The organism is Streptomyces sp. NPDC057445, assembly GCF_042802855.1.
GTDB lineage: Bacteria > Actinomycetota > Actinomycetes > Streptomycetales > Streptomycetaceae > Streptomyces.
The window spans coordinates 138896-156641 of sequence record NZ_JBHVDH010000019.1; the positions used below are offsets into that span (position 1 = coordinate 138896).

Here is a 17746-nt window from a genome sequence, read left to right on the forward strand (position 1 = left end):
CTCGGAGAACCACCGGCTCAGGAGCCGACGTGCGGTCCAACGCATCAGCGCTGATTCGACAGTTGATGACGACAAAGGAAGACGATGCAGAAGAACACGCTCAAGAAGTGGTCCGCGCGGATCGCGGCCTCCACCGTGATCGCGGCGACCGCCGCCCTCGTCCCGGCCGCGTCCGCCCAGGCAGGCACCCCCGGTCTGTTCCGTCTCTGCAACTACGGCAGCAACTACGACACCGTGGTGGAGTTGCCGACTCAGGGCGGCTACGCGTTCCGCGTGCTGAAGGGCAAGTGCCAAGACGTGCGTCTGCTCGGAGCCACCACCGAGGTGGTCAAGCTCTACGCGGTCCAGGGGAACCAGTGGCCGGGCGGCCGCAGCTACGTTTTCGCCGGGTTCAGCTACGACCACAAGAACCGGGGCATCGACATCACCACCCGGGGAAGCTATGGAGCCGTCAACTGGAGCTGGCGGTAGGTGAAGTTCGGGCCCGGCTCGGGGCTGCTCGCCCGGGCCGGGCCTCCGCCTGCCCCGTGCGTGGGCTGCCGTGCGCCGTACCCGTCGAGGTGATCGCGGCGGAGTCGGCTGGTTCCCGAGCAACCGACGGCGGCTGCTCGGGGGATCTCACCCGGTCGACGTCTCGATCGTCAGGTCACCGGTCAGCGTACGGTGGACCGGGCACCTGTCGGCTGTTTCGTGCAGCTTCTGCCGCTGCTCGGCGGTCAGGTCGCCGCTGAGCACGAGGTCCTTGAGGATCGTGTCCTTGCCCTTCATCCGCAGCGACACCGTGACCTGTTCAAGCGGCAGTTGCTTGGAGTCGGCGTACATGCGGACCGTCATCGACGTACAGGCGCCGAGTCCGGCCAGGAGCAGGTCGAAAGGGCCCGGCCCGGTGTCGGCGCCGCCGAAGGAACGGGGTTCGTCGGCGATCAGCCGGTGCCGGCCCGATGTGACCGACTGCTGGAACTTCCCCGTGCCGGTCTCCGTCACCGTGACCACTCCCGGCTCGCCGCCCGCGTCCTGCGGGACGTCCGGGACGTCGAGGTAGCGGCTGACCCACGCCGCGAGGACCTCGGCCACGTAGGCGGCGTCCGCCTGACCGGTGAGCAGGTGGTCGGCGCCGTCCAGGGAGACGAAGGACTTGGGGTGGCGTGCCGCGTCGTAAATGAGCCTGGCGTTCTCCACACCCACCAGTTCATCCTGCGGTGAGTGCATGACCAGCAGAGCACGGCCCAGCCCGGCGATGCGCTCCTGCTGGTTCTGCCGCCTGATGTCGGTGAGAAACTCCTTGCTGATCCGCAAGGGCCGGCCGGCAAGCACCACCTCGGCCACGCCGTGCGCCTCGATCTCGGCTCGCGAGGAGCCGAGCAGGTGCTCGACGTGAGCGGTGTCGGCCGGCGCGCCGATGGTGACGACGGCCTTGGCCTCAGGGATCGGGTTGGCTGCTGCCAGGACGGCAGCGCCACCCAGGGAGTGGCCGATGAGGATGCTCGGCGCCCCGATCGTGTCGCGCAGGTACTCCGCCGCGCACACCAGGTCGGCGACGTCGGAGGTGAAGGTGGTGTCGGCGAAGTCGCCGCCCGACCGGCCGAGACCGGTGAAGTCGAAGCGAAGGACGGCCACGCCGCGCGCCGCCAGCTCACGGGAGATCCTTGAGGCGGCGACCGAGTCCTTGCCGCAGGTGAAGCAATGGGCGAACAGGGCCGTCGCCACAACCGGCCCGGCGGGCAACTCCAGGCGGCCGGCCAGCGGTTCCCCACTGGAGCCCGGGAAGAGAACTTCTCTGTTGTTCATGCGGCTCAGTGCGATGAAGGGCGCCGGACGTTACGTGTAACGTTCGCCGCTCTTTCCGTCTCTGAGTGCGATGTGGCCAAGACGTCGAGGCCATCGCCGAACATGTGTCTCGGCGCCACGTCCGGCCACCGGTCCGGCGTGAACACCCCGAAGGAACGGAAAATCCTCATGTGCCGAACCAGCCGAACCAAGCGCCCTGTCCTCTGGATCACCACCGTGGTGGTCGTCGTCGCGGCGGCCGTCGGGCTCTACCTCTTCCAGCCCTGGCGGCTGTTCACCTCGGTCCGCGTGGATGAGGCGGCTCCCGTGGCCACCGACCAGCAGGGGGCCGCGGCCAAGCAGTTGGCGACCGGTGCTTTCATCTCCCACGAGCACGGGACCAGCGGCTCGGTGGAGATCCAGCAGCTCGAGGACGGGAAGGCGGCGCTGCGCCTGACGAACCTGCGCACCTCCGACGGCCCGGCCCTGCACGTGTGGCTCAGCGACCAGCCGGTCAAGCAGGACGGCGGCGGCAACCTCGACGACGGCAAGCACGTCGACCTCGGCGCCCTCAAGGGCAACGAGGGCAACCAGAACTACGCGATCCCGGCAGGCACCGACCTGAACAGGTTCTCCACGGTGACGATCTGGTGTGAGCGCTTCAGCGTGTCGTTCGGCGCGGCCGAGCTGCAGCAGCGCGCCTGACGGAACCGGGTCGCGCAGGAGAACCGGAGCGGGTGGCGTCGCCACCCGCTCCACGGCTTTCCAGGTCCTGTCCGCCCGTCCTTCTAGGACACGAGGACGGGGATGAGCAGGGCCACGCAGGTGATCAGGCTCCACAGCGCGGGTGCCGCGCTCAGCGTCTGCTCGTGACGCGCGGCCGCCCGGACCGCGGTCGCCTCACTGCGGGTCAGGTGCCAGGGGCTGACCCGCTCCTCCAGCCGCTGGTACACCAGGCCGAGAACGGCGCCATAGGCGAGGTGGCCGACGAGGGAGGGGAAGGACACGGCCAGCGCGGCGGCGCTCCACTGGCGTGTTGTACCGAGCAGCAGGGGAAGCAGCGTCAGGTTGCCCAGGACCCACCAGAGGAAGCCGTAGGACACACCCCAGCCGATCCCGGAGGCCGCATCGAAGCTGCGGCGGCGGAAGAAGACCGCGTAAGTGACGCCGACGACCTGGGAGATCAGCAGGTGGATGACGATTCCCACGACCGCGGACTGCGAGCCGATCAGGGCGGCGACGACCGGCAGGAATCCCACGGCGACCATGACACCGGTGAAGATCGCGCCGCCGGTCAGCCCGGCGATGACGCCGTGCCAGATCGAGATCACGCGCCCGTCGGCGAGGCGTCCCTCCAAGGCGTGCCGTAGGTCGTCGGAGAACACCGCCCGCGACATGCCGCCCAGCCAGCAGGTGAGCAGGGCCGTACCGGCGCCGAGCAGCAGATAGCCGGGCAGCGATGCCACCGCGGCGCGCACCGCGGCCGGAGCCCACGCCAGCCCGCGGCCGTCCAGCAGCGGCGAGATGGTCACCGCCGCGAGCACCCACCAGGCGAAGCCGAAGGCGGTGCCGCGGATCAGGGCAGGGCCGGTGCCCTCGTCGGGGTCGCCGAAGACCACGGCGTAGGACGCGCCGACCAGCACTCCGACGATCAGCGTGTTCCAGCCGGGCCCGACCACCGCGGCGGCGGCGAGCAGCCCGGCGGCCGAAGCGCGCACCAGCAGGCCGGGCCTGAGCTGCCGCTCCCTGCGCGACAGCAGGGCGAGGACGGCGGCCGTGACCGCTCCGTAGGCCAGGTGACCGAGCAGGCTGGGGATCAGCGCCTGCGCCGTTGCCACGTCCCAGGCCACCGGCCTGCCCAGCAGGATCGGCAGCAGCGTCAACGGCCCGAGGAACCACCACAGCACGCCGTACGCGAGTCCCCAGAACAGCAGCTCGCGCTGCCGCGCCACGAGCACGCCGAAGATGCTCCCGATGACCGCCGCGATCAGCATGTGGACGGCGAAGCCCGCGACGGGCGAGTCGGTTCTGACGATCGCGGCGACGGTGGGCAGGAACCCGATCAGCACCATCACCTCGCCGAAGACCAGCCCTCCTGCGAGGCCGGCGAGTGCTCCGAATCCAGCGTTACGCATGACGGTCATCCTTGGTCGAGAGGGTGATGTCCCTGGGGAAGACCAGGTCGAGGGTCCAGTCGGCGAGCACGCGCAGCCGTTTCTCCACACTGGGCAGTTTGCTCAGGTAGACCGAGCGCCACAGGACCCAGGCGAGGAGACCGGAGACCTGCCGCCCGCCGATCTCGCCGGCCGCCGTGCGGTGCCCGAGCGAGACCAGCACGCCGAGCCCGCCGAAGCGGAACGGGACGGGACGGCGTCCGCCGAGGACCGCGGCGATGTTCCCCGCCGCCGCCTTGCCTTCACGGATCGCGTGCTGCGCGGTCGGCGGGTAGACCCCGCCCGCCGGGTCGGGGATCCTCGCGCAGTCGCCCAGCGCCCACAGGCCGGGAACACCCGGGACCTGCATGGTGGGATCCACTGCGAGAGGCGCCTGCGTGACCTGCTGGACCAGCGGATTCGGCCGGTTGCCGGCCGTCCAGGCAAGGGTGCGGGTGGTGATGGTCTCGCCGGAGTCGAGCGTGATGTCCTCGGCGGTGGCCTTGGCCACGCGCGCGCCGAGGCGGAACTCGATGCCGCGTTTGCCGAGCTTGCGCTGTGCGTAGAGGCCGAGCTTCGGCGACAGCTCCGGCAGCAGCCGCTCACCCGCGTGCACGATCACGAATCTGGGCCGCAGCCCGTGCAGACGGGGATAGAAGTGGAGCACGTCGTGCACCAGGTCGAAGAGTTCGGCCACCAGTTCCGTCCCGGCGAATCCGCCGCCTGCCACCACGAACGTCAGCAGCCTGGCCTGCTCGGCCGGGTCGGGCTCGAGATCGGCCCGCTCCAGCGCGCCCAGCACCTGGTTGCGCAGCCTGGTGGCGTCCTCGACGGACTTCATCGGGAAGGCGTGCTCGCCCACTCCCGGCAGGTCGAAGAAGTGCGGCACCGCGCCGACTGCCAGGACCAGTTGGTGGTACGGCACGCGGAGCATCCCCTCCTTGCCGGCGGAGACGTACGCATTGCGCGTCTGGGTGTCGATCGAGACGACCCGCCCGTGCAGGAAGGAGGCATGGTTGAGGCCGGCACGGACCGGGGCGCTCACGTGCCTGGCCTCCACCGTGCTCGAGGCGACGCCGACCAGCAGCGGCGTGAACAGCAGGAAGTTCGAGTCGCTTATCAGCGTCACGTGGGCGTCGAGCCCGCGGGCGATGCGCCGGTCCAGTTCGCGCGCGGCCCCCACCCCGCCGAAACCACCACCGACGACCACCACATGGGGCTTGGTGCGCCGGGGCGCCGGACGGGGCGGGCGCCAGGCAGAAAGGGCGTGGAAGGCGAGCCCGGCGATCGTGCCGGACAGGGCGGCGCCGACGAGCTCGGGGAAGCGCGACACGGCCACCGCGATCGTCCATGACGGCGACTTCCCCTCCAGCGCGGGAGCGAGGGTGAGTGTCCAGGTCACCCAGTCGAGCAGGCCGATGAGCAGACCGACGGAGAAAGCCGAGCCGTTGCTCTGCCTGTGCTCGCCGAACAGGAGGCCGAGCACGGCTCCCAGCACCACCGTGTGCGCAGCCCACGGGATCCACGGCGGGTTCGTCACGACCGCCACGATCGCGCCACCGGGCAGTCCGGCGATGATGCCGAACAAGAGTCTTCTGAGCCAAGTCATGGATGTCTCCGGTAGTCGCATGGCCTCCGCCCAGGGGGAGGAGGGCGAAGGCCATGCCAGATGTGTGGGGGCTCCAGCGCCCGTTTCGGACGTTCAGTGCGGGCGCGCCCCAGGAGCGTTACAAGTTCCCCGGGCGCAACCGCGGCGGCGAGGACGGGAGGCGCCCGTAGAGGGCGTGGATGTCCGGCCGGCAGGCCTGCGCCGGCGGGCCGTCATGCCCGAGGACGGGCGGCTTGTCGCGGCCCCACACCGCCCACATGGAGCGGCGGCACGCCCTGGACGATCGGCGATGAGGGGGACGGGCCGGAGGGCAGGCGTGGTGAAGGCGAGGTGGTGGCGCAGCAGCGGACTCCTGCGGGCGTGGCGAGTTGAGCCCTTGGGGTCCTGCGTGTGGTGCCGGCCGGTCGATCGCGATCAGCTCGGGATCGGATCGGACATCGGTCCCCGTCCGAGGGCGATCGGCTCCTGCTCGGGCCGCCGTACAGGCCCTACTTGATGCAGAGGATCAACGCTGCTGCCAGTCCCTGAAGGCGGAGAGCAGCTGCTGCCTGGCGTCCGGTGAGATGTTGTCCGGGGTCAGCTCGCCCGTCGTGGCGATCGTCCGACGGAAGTGATCGAGGTAGCTCTCGCACCCGGGGCATTCCGCCAGGTGCTCGATGAAGTGCCTCTCGTCCTCGTTGGACAGGGCGCCCTCGAGGAACTCGGTCACCAACTCGACGAAGTCGATGCAGTTCACGGTCGTCCCCTCCCGCCTGCGACGTCATGGGCACCGGACAAGTAGTCCTCCAGCTTACGGCGCATGAAGGCCCTGGCCCGATGGAGGAGGACGCGTTGGTTTCCGGGCGAGATCTCCAGCAGGGAACACACTTCCTCCGAGCCGTATCCTGCGACATCGCGAAGCGTGATCACCGTGCGGAGCCGGGGCGGGAGTTCGTCGAGCGCGTCGGCGATCACCTCGCGGACCTCGCCGCGCAGCACGTGGTCCTCGGGAACGTGCCAGGGACGCGGTTCCTGCCCGACGGCCCAGTGTCCGGCGTATTGCTCGCCGGGGGCGCGGAACCGCGAGGCGTCCACCGTCGGCCCCTCCTCCTCCGGCAGCAGGCTGGCGAAGGGAACGGTCCTGCTCTCCTTTGCGCCGCGTGCCTTGGCCGTGTTGACCAGGATCCGGTACACCCATGTCTTCAGGGATGAACGGCCCTCGAAGTCGCTGATCCCCCTGATGACCGCCAGCCAGGTGTCCTGGACGGCCTCCTCCGCGGTGGCCTTGGTCGACACGAACGACATGGCCAGCCGGAGCATGCCACCCGACCAGGTGTCCAGCACCAGGGTGAAGGTCTCCTCGTCACCGTCACGCAGCCGCTCGACCAGGATCTCGTCCGGCGGCAGTTCGCGTACCCCCGCCATTCGTCTTTCCCCCTTGTCGGCCGTCAACTGGGAGGTCAGCTTAGGGCAGCTCAGTGAGTGAGATCGTCTGCGGGTGCCTTTGTTCATGTCCCGGTAAGGACATTCACAGCCGTCGACTTCTTGGCCGTAACCGCGCGGGTGGTGGTCGGGGTGTCGCGGCTGAGGATGCCGACGCCCTGCCGTGGAGTCCCGGCGACCTGGGCGATGCCGCGGGCGCTGGCGATCGTCGGCTGGTACCAGACGTCGTCGTCGACGAAGTAGCGCTCGCGGCGGCTTCGTCGCGTTCCCGGCGGATGAGGCCCTGACCTTCGAGGAACGCGATCGCCTTGCTGACGGACGCCGGGCTGACCTGGAGGTGCTGGAGGAGTTCGGACGCGGTGAGGCTGCCCGCGTAGGCGAGCCCGTCGGCCGGCCCCGGCGCGATCTGCTGGCGTTCCTGCGGGTGAGCCTGCCTCCCGGCATCGCGATCTCCCTTCGTGCTTCCTTGATGCCTCCGTCATAGCGTTCACTCTCAATCCATTGCAACGATTGGACGGCTGTCGTTGCATTAGAATCACAGCCATGGCAACGATTTCGTAGCCTTCACCTGGGTAAATGGTGATTGCGTGCAACGAGTATGTTGCTGGATCTCTGAATGCAACGTAGCGTTTCCTGCATCAGAAACAACGGCTCGAAGGAGAGCACGATGCAGAAGTTCGACACCCCCGCCCCGGTCTCGGTCGTCCTCGACATCCCCGCGGGACACATCCGGCTCATCGCCGCCGACCGGGCCGACACCACGGTCGAGGTCCTGCCCGCGGACGCCTCGAAGGGCCGCGACGTGAAGGCGTCGGAGCAGACCACGGTCGAATACGGCGACGGCGTCCTGCGGATCGAGGCCTCATCCGCGAAGAACCGGCTCCTCGGCCCCTCCGGATCCATCGAGGTGACCATCCAGCTGCCCGCCGGCTCCCACGTCGAGGCGAAGGCGGCCGGCGCCGAACTCCGGGGCGTCGGACGGCTCGGCGACGTCGCCTTCGAGGGCGCGCAGGGCTCGGTCAAGCTCGACGAGGCTGCGAGCGCCCGCCTCACCCTCCTCGCCGGTGACACCTCGGTCGGCCGCCTGGGCGGCCCCGCGGAGATCAGCACCCAGAAGGGCGACATCCACATCGCCGAGGCCGTGCGCGGCACGGTCGAACTGCGCACCGAGTCCGGCGAGATCTCGGTCGGCGCCGCCCGCGGAGTCTCCGCCTGTCTGGACGCCGGCACCTCCTACGGCCGGATCCACAACGCGCTGAAGAACACCGACGGCGCCGCCGGCCTGAACATCCACGCGACCACCGCCTACGGCGACATCACCGCCCGCAGCCTCTGACCCGCAGCCTCTGAAGGAGCTCCCACCATGACCGACTTGGCCATCGCGGCGAACGGGCTGCGCAAGTCCTACGGCGACAAGGTCGTGCTCGACGGCGTCGACCTGGCCGTCCCCGAAGGAACGATCTTCGCTCTGCTCGGCCCGAACGGCGCCGGCAAGACCACCGCCGTGAAGATCCTCTCCACCCTCATCTCCGCCGACCCCGACTCCGGCCCGATCCATGTCGGCGGCCACAACCTGGCCACCGACCCCCAGGGCGTGCGCGCCGCGATCGGCGTCACCGGCCAGTTCTCCGCCGTCGACGGGTTGATCACCGGCGAGGAGAACATGCTCCTCATGGCGGACCTGCACCACCTCTCCCGCAGCGAGGGACGGCGCACCGCCGCCGAGCTGCTGGAGCGCTTCGACCTGGTCGAAGCCGCGAAGAAGCCCGCCTCCACCTACTCCGGTGGCATGAAGCGCCGCCTCGACATCGCCATGACCCTGGTCGGCAACCCGCGGATCATCTTCCTCGACGAACCGACCACCGGCCTCGACCCGCGCTCCCGGCACAACATGTGGCAGATCATCCGCGAGCTGGTCACAGGCGGCGTCACCGTCTTCCTCACCACGCAGTACCTGGAGGAGGCCGACGAGCTCGCCGACCGCATCGCCGTGCTTAACAACCGCAGGATCGCCGCCCAGGGCACCGCCGAGGAGCTCAAGCGACTGATCCCCGGCGGACACGTGCGGCTGCGCTTCGCCGACCCGGCCGCGTACCGGTCCGCCGCCCTCGCGCTGCGCGAGGTCACCCGGGACGACGAGGCACTGTCCCTGCAGATCCCCAGCGACGGCAGCCAGCGCGAGCTGCGCTCCGTCCTCGACCGGCTGGATGCGGCCGGCATCGAGGCCGACGAGCTGACCGTGCACAGCCCCGACCTCGACGACGTCTTCTTCGCCCTCACCGGCGACGCCACCGTCCCCAACCAGCCCAAGGAGACAGTCCGATGAGCACCCTCTCCCTCGCCGTGCGCGACTCGTCCACGATGCTGCGCCGCAACCTCCTGCACGCGCGGCGCTACCCGTCGCTGACCCTGAACCTGCTGCTCACCCCGGTCATGCTGCTGTTGCTGTTCGTCTACATCTTCGGCGACGCGATGAGCGGCGGCGCGGGCCGCTCCGCCTACATCGCCTACATCGTCCCCGGCATCCTGCTCATGACCATCGGCTCCACCGTGGTCGGCACCGCCGTGTCCGTCTCCAACGACATGACCGAGGGCATCATCGCCCGCTTCCGCACGATGGCGATCCACCGTCCTTCGGTGCTCGTCGGGCATGTCATCGGCAGCGTGCTGCAGTCGATCATGAGCGTGGTCCTCGTGGGCGCCGTCGCCGTGGCCATCGGCTTCCGCTCCACAGACGCAACCGCCCTGGAGTGGCTGGCGGCGTTCGGGCTGCTCGTGCTCTTCGCCATGGCGCTCACCTGGATCGCGGTCGGCATGGGCCTGATCAGCCCCAACGCCGAGGCCGCCAGCAACAACGCGATGCCGCTGATCCTGCTGCCGCTCCTGTCCAGCGCCTTCACCCCGGTCGACTCCATGCCCGGCTGGTTCCGGCCGATCGCCGAGTACCAGCCGTTCACGCCCGCCATCGAAACCCTGCGCGGCCTGCTGCTCGGCACCGAGATCGGCCACAACGGGTGGCTCGCCATCGTCTGGTGCCTGGGTCTTGCGGTCCTCGGCTACTTCTGGTCGACCTCGAAGTTCAACCGCGACCCGAAGTAACCGCCATGACAGCGCGGGCGACCTCCCGCAACTCGTCCCGCCCCAGGGCGGCGTACCCCGACACCGCGTCGGCGTACGCCGCCCTCTCGGCGTTCTCAGCCATCCGCCGGGCCCGCCTTTGCCGACAACTCAGCAGGAACTGGTCTCGTGACCGGGCAGGGGCGCTTCCCCAGAGGAGGCGTACCGAGGTTCGATTCTTGACAAAGGGCTGCGGCTCGTTGGACATGCCGTATCCCGTGAGCGCGGGCGTATACGGCCTTGAAGTGCGAAGGAGTGGCCGGTGAGCGACCGGAGCGCGATCGAGTGGACCGAGGCGACATGGAACCCGACAACGGGATGTGACCGCGTCTCAGCCGGATGCGACAACTGCTATGCGCTGACACTGGCCAGCGGCGGGGGGTCTACCTCGGCCGGGCGCAAGGCGTACCGCATGTATGCCGGCCGGATCGCCGCAATGGCGAGGAAGTAGTGAAGGCCGGCCGCAGGCTGCTCCACAGTCCCAGCTTGGGGGAGCCGGATTCCACCATCGGATGACTTAAAGTGCGAATGAGTTGTTATTTCCTCATACCGTACTTCTATGGCAAGTCGTAACGGGAGTGGAATTTCGCTGGCGAGGGGCGTGATCCTTGTGGCCGGGGTGGTTGCTGCGGTGGGTACTGCGCAGGCCTGTGCCGATGAGACAGCAGACAGCGCGGACACCTGGGTGAGGTTTGAGGTGGTTGCGCCGGGGGGCCTGTACGTATCCGCGCCGTGCGCGGCTGTGCTGTCCGGTGCACATCCGGGGGGAACTGCGTCGGGCCGGCTTGGCGAGGTTCGTGTGATCGATGAGCGGGCCGCTCGGGATGCCGCCTGGACGGCGACCGTCTCCGTGAGCAGGGATTTCGCGACGGGTTCGCATGGGCCCCATGAGACGATCTCTGGAGGTGGGGTGGTGTACCGCCCCGGCGTGGCGATCGATGCGTTCAATGGTCCGTTCGTTCCCGGTCGCCCCGGGCCCCTTGCCGCTTTCCGCACGGCGTTCAGCCATCCGGGTGGCTCCGGCAGTAATTCCGTCGCATGGCGCCCCACCCTCAACGTTCACGTGCCCATCGCCGGGGTGTCCGGCTTCTACCGAGGTGTGGTGACACATTCAGTGGCATGACCTGAGCCATCTCTGTTACTGCTCTCGCTGAGCGCGGGCGGCCCCCCATGTCGCGGACTTATTGCTCATATATGAAGAAGGCGACACGCGCTATTTGAGCTAGGAATATTGCGGTAGCAGCGTTCATAAAGTGATCTTCGAGTCATCGCAGATGATCTCGGCGTCACGGTGGATCCGGGCGCCAATCTTCGTGGACGCGGAGGTCTCCGTGCTCGGGCATCGTGCTTTTCAGCCGGAAGTGGGTGACCGCCCCAACGGGCGGCTTGTGACATGGTTCAGACGGCGAAGGAGGGCGGTCGTACCGGCCAGGCGAGGGGCCATGGTGGGTTTCATCGCGCTGGCGTCTCTGGCCTTGCCCATGGTGACTGCGCCTCCTGCAGCCGCCGACCCTTCCGACTTTCTCTATGTGGCCAATTCCGATGACGGCACCGTCTCGGTCATCAACACCACGAACGACACCGTGAGCGGCACGCCCATCACCGTAGGCACGGCTCCGACATGGGTGGCGATGTTCCCGAACGGCACCAAGGCCTATGTCACGAACAGCGGCTCCGACAATGTGTCGGTGATCAACACTGCCTCCAATACGGTGAGCGCCACCATCGCCGTCGGCGACGAACCCCGGGGGGTGTCCGTCACTCCTGACGGTACGAAGGCCTACGTGGTCAATACCCTCGATGGCACCGTCTCAGTGATCAACACGGCGACCGACACGGTGAGCACCACCATCACCGTCGGCACGACTCCCATCGGGGTGGCCGTCACCCCTGACGGTGCCAAGGCCTACGTTGCCAACCTCAACGGCAACAGCGTGTCGGTGATCGATACCGCCACCGACACGGTCAGCTCCACCGTCACCGTGGGCACGAATCCCTCCACGGTGGCCGTGGCCCCCAACGGTGCCAAGGCCTACGTCACGAACAACACGTCCAACGACGTCTCGGTGATCAACACGGCCACCGACACGGTCAGCTCTACCATCTCTGTCGGCACTACCCCCCGAGGGGTGGCCGTGGCTCCCAACGGCGCCAAGGCCTACGTCGTGAACAACGGCTCGAACAGCGTGTCGGTGATCAACACCACCACTGACGCCGTTTCCTCCACCATCACCACCAACATCGGTACCGGCCCGAGTGGGGTGTTCTTCACTGCGGATGGCGCCAAGGCTTACGTCACGAACACCGGCTCCGACAACGTGTCAGTGATCGACACCAGCACCGACACGGCCAGCGCCACCCTCCTCACCGTCGGCGGCGGCCCAACAGGAGGGGCGGCCTCCCCGGACCAGGGGGACACGGTGGTCACCTTCCAGGTCGGCCCCACCGACGGCCTGACCGTCGCCGTTCCCGCGACAGCCACGCTGAGCGACGTCTCCCCGGGCGAAACCGCCACCGGCCAGCTGGGCCAGGTCACGGTCAACGACGAGCGTTCACTGGCCGATGCCAGCTGGGTATCCACCGTCTCCCTGACCGATCCCTTCACCACCACCGGCGGCAGCCCCATCACCGGCAGCGCGGTGACCTACACGCCGGGAGCCGCCATCAACCCGGTCAACGGGCCGTTCACCCCAGGCTCGGCGGGAACCCTCGCTTCCGCCCGGACCGCGTTCAGCAAGCCGAGCGGTTCCGGCAACAACTCTGTCACGTGGAACCCCACCCTGGACGTCGACGTGCCTGCGGCCGCGGTCGCCGGAACCTACACCGGGACGGTGACCCATTCTGTGGCGTAACCCCTCGCCCCAGCACCGGGTCTTCACTCTGATCGCCGCCGCGGCCCTCGCCGCGGCGGCGATCGCCCTGGGTGTGCTTGCTCCGGCCGGCATCAGCTCGGCAGCGGCGGCAGACGAGAAGGGGGAGTTCATGGGCATCCGGCTTCTCGAAGCCCCTGTAGCGCGGCGCAACGACCCGCGTGCGCAGATGTACATCGTCGACCACCTCAAGCCAGGCACGACGATCAAGCGCAGGATCGAGATCTCCAACAAATCGTCCGCCCCCCGCCGCATGGACCTGTATGCGGCCGCCGCGTCCATCGAGAACCAGGGGTTCTCCTTCGCCCCGGCGCGCACAGCCAACGAACTGACCCGGTGGATCCGGCTCGCACCCGCTGCAGCGAACCTGGCCCCGCACTCACGGGCAAAGGCCGAGATCACGATCAATGTGCCGCGGACCGCGCAAGCCGGAGAACGCTACGCCGTCGTATGGGCCGAGAGCGCTGCCGCAGCGGACGCCGCGCACAACATCGCCGGCATCACCCGCGTCGGGGTTCGTATCTACCTGGACATCGGGCCGGGCGGAGAGCCCGTCTCCGACTTCAGGATCGAGAAGATGACCGGTACGCGGGATAAGCAGGGCCGCCCCAGCGTCACCGCCGCCGTCCGCAACCTTGGCAGGCGAGCGGTGGACCTGAACGGGTCACTCGGTCTTCGCGACGGCCCCGGCGGCATCACCGCAGGCCCCTTCAACGCAGCCTCCGGCATCACCCTTGCCCCGAACGGAACAGGCACCGTCACCGTCCCCCTCAAGCCAGGCCTGCCCGATGGCCCATGGAAAGCCACACTGACGCTGCGCAGCGGCACAGTGCAACGAACGAGCACTACAAGCGTGACGCTTGCCGGAGAGAAGAGCGAATCTCGCGCACTCCTCTACGCCGGAGCCGCCGCATCCGCTGCCCTGGCCGCTGTCGTCGCCCTGACGGTCATCCGACACCGTCGGCGAAACAGCCAGTAGGCCCAGCCAGTCGGTACCGGGACGCTGTACGCGGCGATCAGACCGCCGCCCGCGCCATCGACATGCATGTACACCGCCCCGGCAGCCATCGCGACCCGGCACGGGCCTGGCCGGTGGAGCCGTCCGCGCGCTGCTCAACAACGGGGAGGAGCCAACGACCTACCCCACCGCCATCCCCGCCATCTCCCGCCTGGAGAACCTACGGGAGTACCCGCCGAAGACCCCGGACGAGCGGCTGATCAGGTCGGCAGAGGCCGGCTGCGCCAAGGAGCCCGCGACCTCTCCGGCCCGCCGAACCGCGCCTCCCGACGCGTGCTGTCCCAGCCGTCGCCCTGGACGACCCTCTCGCCGCGTACGAACGCCGACGACGGCCGCCTCTGGATCAGGCCGTCGGCTCCGGCCCCTGCATGGTGGCGGCGGCCTTGTCCTGCCCAGCACCCCGCGCGTCCAGGAGGAGTGGGACGGGTTCACCTACATCCCCGGCCGGCACTGCCGCCGACCTCGCGACAGCACAGCACAGCGCTGGGTGCAGGGGACCGAACCGCACACAGAACACACACCGCAAGATTGAGCCCGGGCCCGATACCGGGCCTTCCCCGCCGGACGCAGCCCCGAACCCGCGCCGCGCCGCCCATCATTCCGCGCCCCTCAGCTTTCGCCACACTCCCGACCTCGACGACGTGTTCTTCGCCCTCACCGGCGACACCACCGTCCCCAACGTGCCCAGACCCAGCCCGGCGAGTCCATCGAGCCGAACCAGTCCATGGAGGCTGTCCGACGAGCTCTTTCTCCCTCGCTTTCGTAACGCGTCCGGCGAACCGGACACAGGGCAACACAACGAAAGGGCGGACGGCCCGTTTAGCCGGCCCACTGCCCTTCCTGCGTCCGCATCTACGCCGCCCCTGCCCAGTCCAGTCCGAGTCGGGCGAGGGCCTGCCGCTGTTCCTGGGTGAGTTTGGCGCGCCTGGTCCTGGTGTTGGACAGCCACACCCCCAGCCGCACCCCGGCCCCGTCCTCCAGCGTCTCCACGTGGCTCCTGGGAACCTTCACGGTGCCGGTGCGGGTCTTGTACTGCGCGAGGGCGGCAATGCCTTGCTCGAACCCCCCGGAACCGCCCCTACGAGCCTTCGCGGGCGCTTCCTCGGCCGGGAGCACAGGCACGATGCCGAGCTGCTCCAGCCGCTCGCGCTGCCCCTCCACCAGCCCCGCCCAGACCGCGTGCTGCCTCTGCCGCTCCAACCATCGGCCGATGTCCATCCCGTGCACAGTGATACCGGGCAGCAACTCGGTCAGCCCGGCCTCCTCCGCCAGAAGCTCGCGTAGGGCGGCGTAGTGGCGCTGCCAGGTGGCCGGCCACGCCGGGTTCCAGTCCTCGTCGATCTCCTTGAGCGCGGTTTCCCGTTCCGGGTGTCCGGCCAGCGCGCCGGGGCGGCGGCAGTTGGACAGCCATTGTCCGACGGGCCGGTCCAGGGCGGTCGCACCAGGTGCGCACAGTGTCCAGTGCTGTTCGTAGTACACCCGCGCGGCCGCGAGGTTCTCCTCGAACGCCGCGTCGGCAGCGTCCCACACCATGCCCAGCGCCTCGAGCCGTTCGGCCCGCTTCCCGGTCAGCTGCCCAGCCCTGTGCACGCGACGCTGTTCCGCGATCCACTGCCCCAACGGATACGGCCCAGGGCGCTCTTTATGGTCGTAGGGCACCCGCAGATGCTGCTCCCGTTCGCGGTACCGACGCGCAGCACCGTAGCCACGCGCCCAGTCCTGCCGCTCGGTGTCGATCACATGGAACGACACCCACTCCGCGACCATCACCGGATCACGCGGGACGGCAAAGCGCAGCAGCAGCCGGGATTCCTCTTCACCTTCCTCGGGCGCCGGCCCGATACTCATGGACGGGTCCACCACGCTCTTCCGAGGCTCCTGCGGAATGGCCAGCAACTCCACGGCCTCTTCGTCATGGGCCCGAAGCCCCTGCAGTACCTTCACCAACGGACGGTACGACCCGGAAGTGAACATGTCCTCCGGCTGCTCGCCCGGCTGAAGGAATACCGGCACGATCAAAGAAGCCAGTTTCCCCTCTCCGGGCTTCTGCCGCAGCGCCCGCCCGATGGCCTGGACGATGTCGTGCGGCGCGCCCTTGGGATCCAGCAGGGCCACGGAGTCCACGGCCCGGATATCCACGCCCTCCCCGAGAACGCGACAGTTGGACAGCACGGCCCGCCGCGCGGTCGTGGCGAAGCCGCCCAGGACCTCCCGCCGACGCTGCGGGACGTGCTCGCCGCACAGCCAGTCCGCCCAGATCACCTTCGGGTACTTCTCGGGCTGGTCCGCGTGCAGCTTCCCGGCCACCAGCTCCAGGCCCTCCGCGTACGCCTGAGCCTCCATCGTCCGGTGATGGAAGGTGATGGTCGTCTGCAGCCGGTGCTCCGCCATCGTCCGCAACAGCGCCGCCTGGAGCGCGCCGAGCCGCTGCCCGCGCACCTCCTCCTCACGCCGCTCAGCCCCTCGCAGCCGCTCCGGGGTGACAACCGGGTCCTGAAGCTCCACCACGATGATCTGGTAACGCGCCAGCAGCCCGCGCGCCACCGCCGACGCCAACGAGAGCTTGAACAGGACAGGACCGAAGACCTCCTCATCGTCCATGCTCGCCGCCATCTCCTCCGGCAGCGCCTCCCGTACCCCTTCGGCGACCTCCCAGGAAGGCGGCCGCTCCTGCCAGATCCGCGGCGTCGCCGTCAGGTACAACCTGCGCGCTGCCGGAATGATCTGCTGGTCATGGATGTCCGCCCACGCCTTCCCCATCAACCCGCTGGTCCGGTGCGCCTCGTCCACCACCGCCAGATCCACCGGCGCCAACTGCTGCCCGTAGAAACCCTCGAACGCCTCCGCCAGCACCCCGAGGCTCGCGTACGTGGCGTAGATGGTTACGGGCTCCTGCCCGTGCCAAAGCGCCAGCTGCACGGGATTCGTCGTGCACCGCACCCGCAGGTTCCACAGCCCCGGATCGTCCTGGAGTGAGCAGACGGCAACCGCCGGCCCCGTGTGCCCGGCTGCGTGCCACGCCTTCACCGTCTGGGTCAGCAAGTCCAGCGTTGGGACCAGAACAAGCACGCGCCCCTTGGGCACGAGCCGCTTCGCTGCCGCGGCGGCGATGATGGTTTTCCCCGTCCCGCACGCGGCGTGCACCTGCCCACGCAGGCCATTCACAGGAATACCGCCTGACGGAATGTCGAGACCACGCACAATGGCGCTCACGGCCTCGATCTGGTGGTCACGCAGCTTCACGACCATTTGCCGTGTTTCTCCCTATCGCGGAACATGGCGCGCAATCAGAAACGAAGTACCGGAGCGTCGCTGGCTTCAGGGTGATGATGCCTGATCCCAGACTTTACACAATCAATCACAGTGATGCACACCTCTCGTGCAAGTTGTTCATCGAGGTGATGCTTCGCCAGTTCACCTCCCATAAAGGCCCATTGAGGTGTTGTTGGGGTTGATCTACAGGACACAAGAACGAGAAGTTCGGGCGGAGCGCAGCGGAGCCCGTCACTGCGGCAGGAGCCGGCACTGCCCAGGCGGGGTGGTCCGGCAACCTCCGTCGTGGGGTAGTGACTGCGATTCCCAAGACTTACACGGTACCGCACGCGATTCACATCCCTCGCTGCCAGCCTTCAGAGTCCCGCTTGCGGGACTCCCTGCAATTCGCGCTTGCGCGAATTGCTCTGTGTTTAGAATTCCGCTTGCGGAATTCAATTCCCGCGCTTGCGCGGGAATTTGACGGAGCGTTAGCGGAGTCATTCACTATGCAGCGCGTCAGCGCTGCATATCCCGC

14 protein-coding genes and 2 pseudogenes are annotated in these 17746 nt (G+C 68.5%); 8 read left to right on the plus strand and 8 right to left on the minus strand.

Annotated features, from left to right (window positions below):
- Window positions 1-84 precede the first annotated feature (84 nt).
- Window positions 85-471, plus strand: a complete 387-nt coding sequence (locus tag ACFU5O_RS29525) for a hypothetical protein (RefSeq protein WP_384245154.1) — start codon at window positions 85-87, stop codon at window positions 469-471.
- Window positions 472-618: 147 nt separating this feature from the next.
- On the opposite strand, the gene ACFU5O_RS29530 is transcribed toward ACFU5O_RS29525, so the two are convergent.
- Window positions 619-1788 carry an alpha/beta fold hydrolase gene (locus tag ACFU5O_RS29530; protein ID WP_384245155.1) on the minus strand — a complete coding sequence of 390 codons (1170 nt, stop codon included), beginning with the start codon at window positions 1786-1788 and terminating at the stop codon, window positions 619-621.
- 168 nt (window positions 1789-1956) lie between these two features.
- Between ACFU5O_RS29530 and ACFU5O_RS29535 the strand changes: the two genes are divergently transcribed.
- Window positions 1957-2472 carry a DM13 domain-containing protein gene (locus ACFU5O_RS29535; protein ID WP_384245156.1) on the plus strand — a complete coding sequence of 172 codons (516 nt, stop codon included), beginning with the start codon at window positions 1957-1959 and terminating at the stop codon, window positions 2470-2472.
- A gap of 83 nt (window positions 2473-2555) precedes the next feature.
- On the opposite strand, the gene ACFU5O_RS29540 is transcribed toward ACFU5O_RS29535, so the two are convergent.
- The 5 genes and pseudogenes from ACFU5O_RS29540 to ACFU5O_RS29560 form a co-directional block, all read right to left on the minus strand.
- Window positions 2556-3902: a hypothetical protein gene (locus tag ACFU5O_RS29540; protein ID WP_384245158.1), complete on the minus strand. Its 1347-nt coding sequence runs from the start codon at window positions 3900-3902 to the stop codon at window positions 2556-2558.
- A complete protein-coding gene (locus ACFU5O_RS29545) occupies window positions 3895-5529 on the minus strand; it encodes an NAD(P)/FAD-dependent oxidoreductase (protein ID WP_384245159.1) in 1635 nt (544 codons plus the stop codon). The genes ACFU5O_RS29540 and ACFU5O_RS29545 overlap by 8 nt, the downstream gene beginning before the upstream one ends.
- Before the next feature lie 505 nt (window positions 5530-6034).
- The gene (locus tag ACFU5O_RS29550) at window positions 6035-6265 is read right to left on the minus strand and encodes an anti-sigma factor family protein (RefSeq protein WP_384245160.1); all 231 of its coding nucleotides are present in this window, start codon (window positions 6263-6265) and stop codon (window positions 6035-6037) included.
- Window positions 6262-6933 (minus strand): RNA polymerase sigma factor, encoded by a 672-nt coding sequence (locus ACFU5O_RS29555; RefSeq protein ID WP_384245162.1) that lies wholly within the window; start codon window positions 6931-6933, stop codon window positions 6262-6264. Before ACFU5O_RS29555 ends, ACFU5O_RS29550 begins: the two co-directional genes overlap by 4 nt.
- A 134-nt stretch (window positions 6934-7067) precedes the next feature.
- Window positions 7068-7324: pseudogene (locus ACFU5O_RS29560) on the minus strand (MarR family transcriptional regulator); the annotation flags it as partial.
- Window positions 7325-7618: 294 nt separating this feature from the next.
- Between ACFU5O_RS29560 and ACFU5O_RS29565 the strand changes: the two are divergent.
- The 3 genes from ACFU5O_RS29565 to ACFU5O_RS29575 are packed head-to-tail and all read left to right on the plus strand — an operon-like array spanning window position 7619 to window position 10050.
- Window positions 7619-8287, plus strand: coding sequence for a DUF4097 family beta strand repeat-containing protein (locus ACFU5O_RS29565; RefSeq protein ID WP_384245163.1), 669 nt, complete (start codon window positions 7619-7621; stop codon window positions 8285-8287).
- 27 nt (window positions 8288-8314) lie between these two features.
- Window positions 8315-9277, plus strand: coding sequence for an ATP-binding cassette domain-containing protein (locus ACFU5O_RS29570; RefSeq protein ID WP_384245164.1), 963 nt, complete (start codon window positions 8315-8317; stop codon window positions 9275-9277).
- Window positions 9274-10050: an ABC transporter permease gene (locus ACFU5O_RS29575; protein WP_384245165.1), complete on the plus strand. Its 777-nt coding sequence runs from the start codon at window positions 9274-9276 to the stop codon at window positions 10048-10050. The genes ACFU5O_RS29570 and ACFU5O_RS29575 overlap by 4 nt, the downstream gene beginning before the upstream one ends.
- On the opposite strand, the gene ACFU5O_RS29580 is transcribed toward ACFU5O_RS29575, so the two are convergent.
- Complete coding sequence (locus tag ACFU5O_RS29580) at window positions 10031-10153, minus strand: hypothetical protein (protein ID WP_384245166.1); 123 nt, start codon at window positions 10151-10153, stop codon at window positions 10031-10033. The two genes, ACFU5O_RS29575 and ACFU5O_RS29580, sit on opposite strands and share 20 nt — an antisense overlap.
- 177 nt (window positions 10154-10330) lie before the next feature.
- Here ACFU5O_RS29580 and ACFU5O_RS29585 point away from each other — a divergent pair.
- The 3 genes and pseudogenes from ACFU5O_RS29585 to ACFU5O_RS29595 form a co-directional block, all read left to right on the plus strand.
- Window positions 10331-10438, plus strand: a pseudogene (locus ACFU5O_RS29585) (DUF5131 family protein); the annotation flags it as partial.
- Between the two features lie 1072 nt (window positions 10439-11510).
- Window positions 11511-12920, plus strand: coding sequence for a beta-propeller fold lactonase family protein (locus ACFU5O_RS29590; protein WP_384245167.1), 1410 nt, complete (start codon window positions 11511-11513; stop codon window positions 12918-12920).
- Window positions 12921-13050: 130 nt separating this feature from the next.
- Window positions 13051-13917, plus strand: coding sequence for a peptidase (locus ACFU5O_RS29595; protein WP_384245168.1), 867 nt, complete (start codon window positions 13051-13053; stop codon window positions 13915-13917).
- Between the two features lie 891 nt (window positions 13918-14808).
- Here ACFU5O_RS29595 and ACFU5O_RS29600 read toward each other — a convergent pair.
- Window positions 14809-17205: a Helicase associated domain protein gene (locus ACFU5O_RS29600; protein ID WP_384245169.1), complete on the minus strand. Its 2397-nt coding sequence runs from the start codon at window positions 17203-17205 to the stop codon at window positions 14809-14811.
- Between the last annotated feature and the right edge of the window lie 541 nt (window positions 17206-17746).

Bases quoted from the DNA above. Each gene is read 5' to 3' on its own strand.
- ACFU5O_RS29595 (WP_384245168.1), top strand. From the start codon at position 13,051: ATGGGCATCCGGCTTCTCGAAGCCCCTGTAGCGCGGCGCAACGACCCG.
- ACFU5O_RS29545 (WP_384245159.1), bottom strand. From the start codon at position 5,529: ATGACTTGGCTCAGAAGACTCTTGTTCGGCATCATCGCCGGACTGCCC.
- ACFU5O_RS29570 (WP_384245164.1), top strand. From the start codon at position 8,315: ATGACCGACTTGGCCATCGCGGCGAACGGGCTGCGCAAGTCCTACGGC.
- ACFU5O_RS29565 (WP_384245163.1), top strand. From the start codon at position 7,619: ATGCAGAAGTTCGACACCCCCGCCCCGGTCTCGGTCGTCCTCGACATC.
- ACFU5O_RS29580 (WP_384245166.1), bottom strand. From the start codon at position 10,153: ATGGCTGAGAACGCCGAGAGGGCGGCGTACGCCGACGCGGTGTCGGGG.
- ACFU5O_RS29555 (WP_384245162.1), bottom strand. From the start codon at position 6,933: ATGGCGGGGGTACGCGAACTGCCGCCGGACGAGATCCTGGTCGAGCGG.
- ACFU5O_RS29540 (WP_384245158.1), bottom strand. From the start codon at position 3,902: ATGCGTAACGCTGGATTCGGAGCACTCGCCGGCCTCGCAGGAGGGCTG.
- ACFU5O_RS29530 (WP_384245155.1), bottom strand. From the start codon at position 1,788: ATGAACAACAGAGAAGTTCTCTTCCCGGGCTCCAGTGGGGAACCGCTG.
- ACFU5O_RS29525 (WP_384245154.1), top strand. From the start codon at position 85: ATGCAGAAGAACACGCTCAAGAAGTGGTCCGCGCGGATCGCGGCCTCC.
- ACFU5O_RS29590 (WP_384245167.1), top strand. From the start codon at position 11,511: ATGGTGGGTTTCATCGCGCTGGCGTCTCTGGCCTTGCCCATGGTGACT.
- ACFU5O_RS29600 (WP_384245169.1), bottom strand. From the start codon at position 17,205: ATGGTCGTGAAGCTGCGTGACCACCAGATCGAGGCCGTGAGCGCCATT.
- ACFU5O_RS29535 (WP_384245156.1), top strand. From the start codon at position 1,957: ATGTGCCGAACCAGCCGAACCAAGCGCCCTGTCCTCTGGATCACCACC.
- ACFU5O_RS29575 (WP_384245165.1), top strand. From the start codon at position 9,274: ATGAGCACCCTCTCCCTCGCCGTGCGCGACTCGTCCACGATGCTGCGC.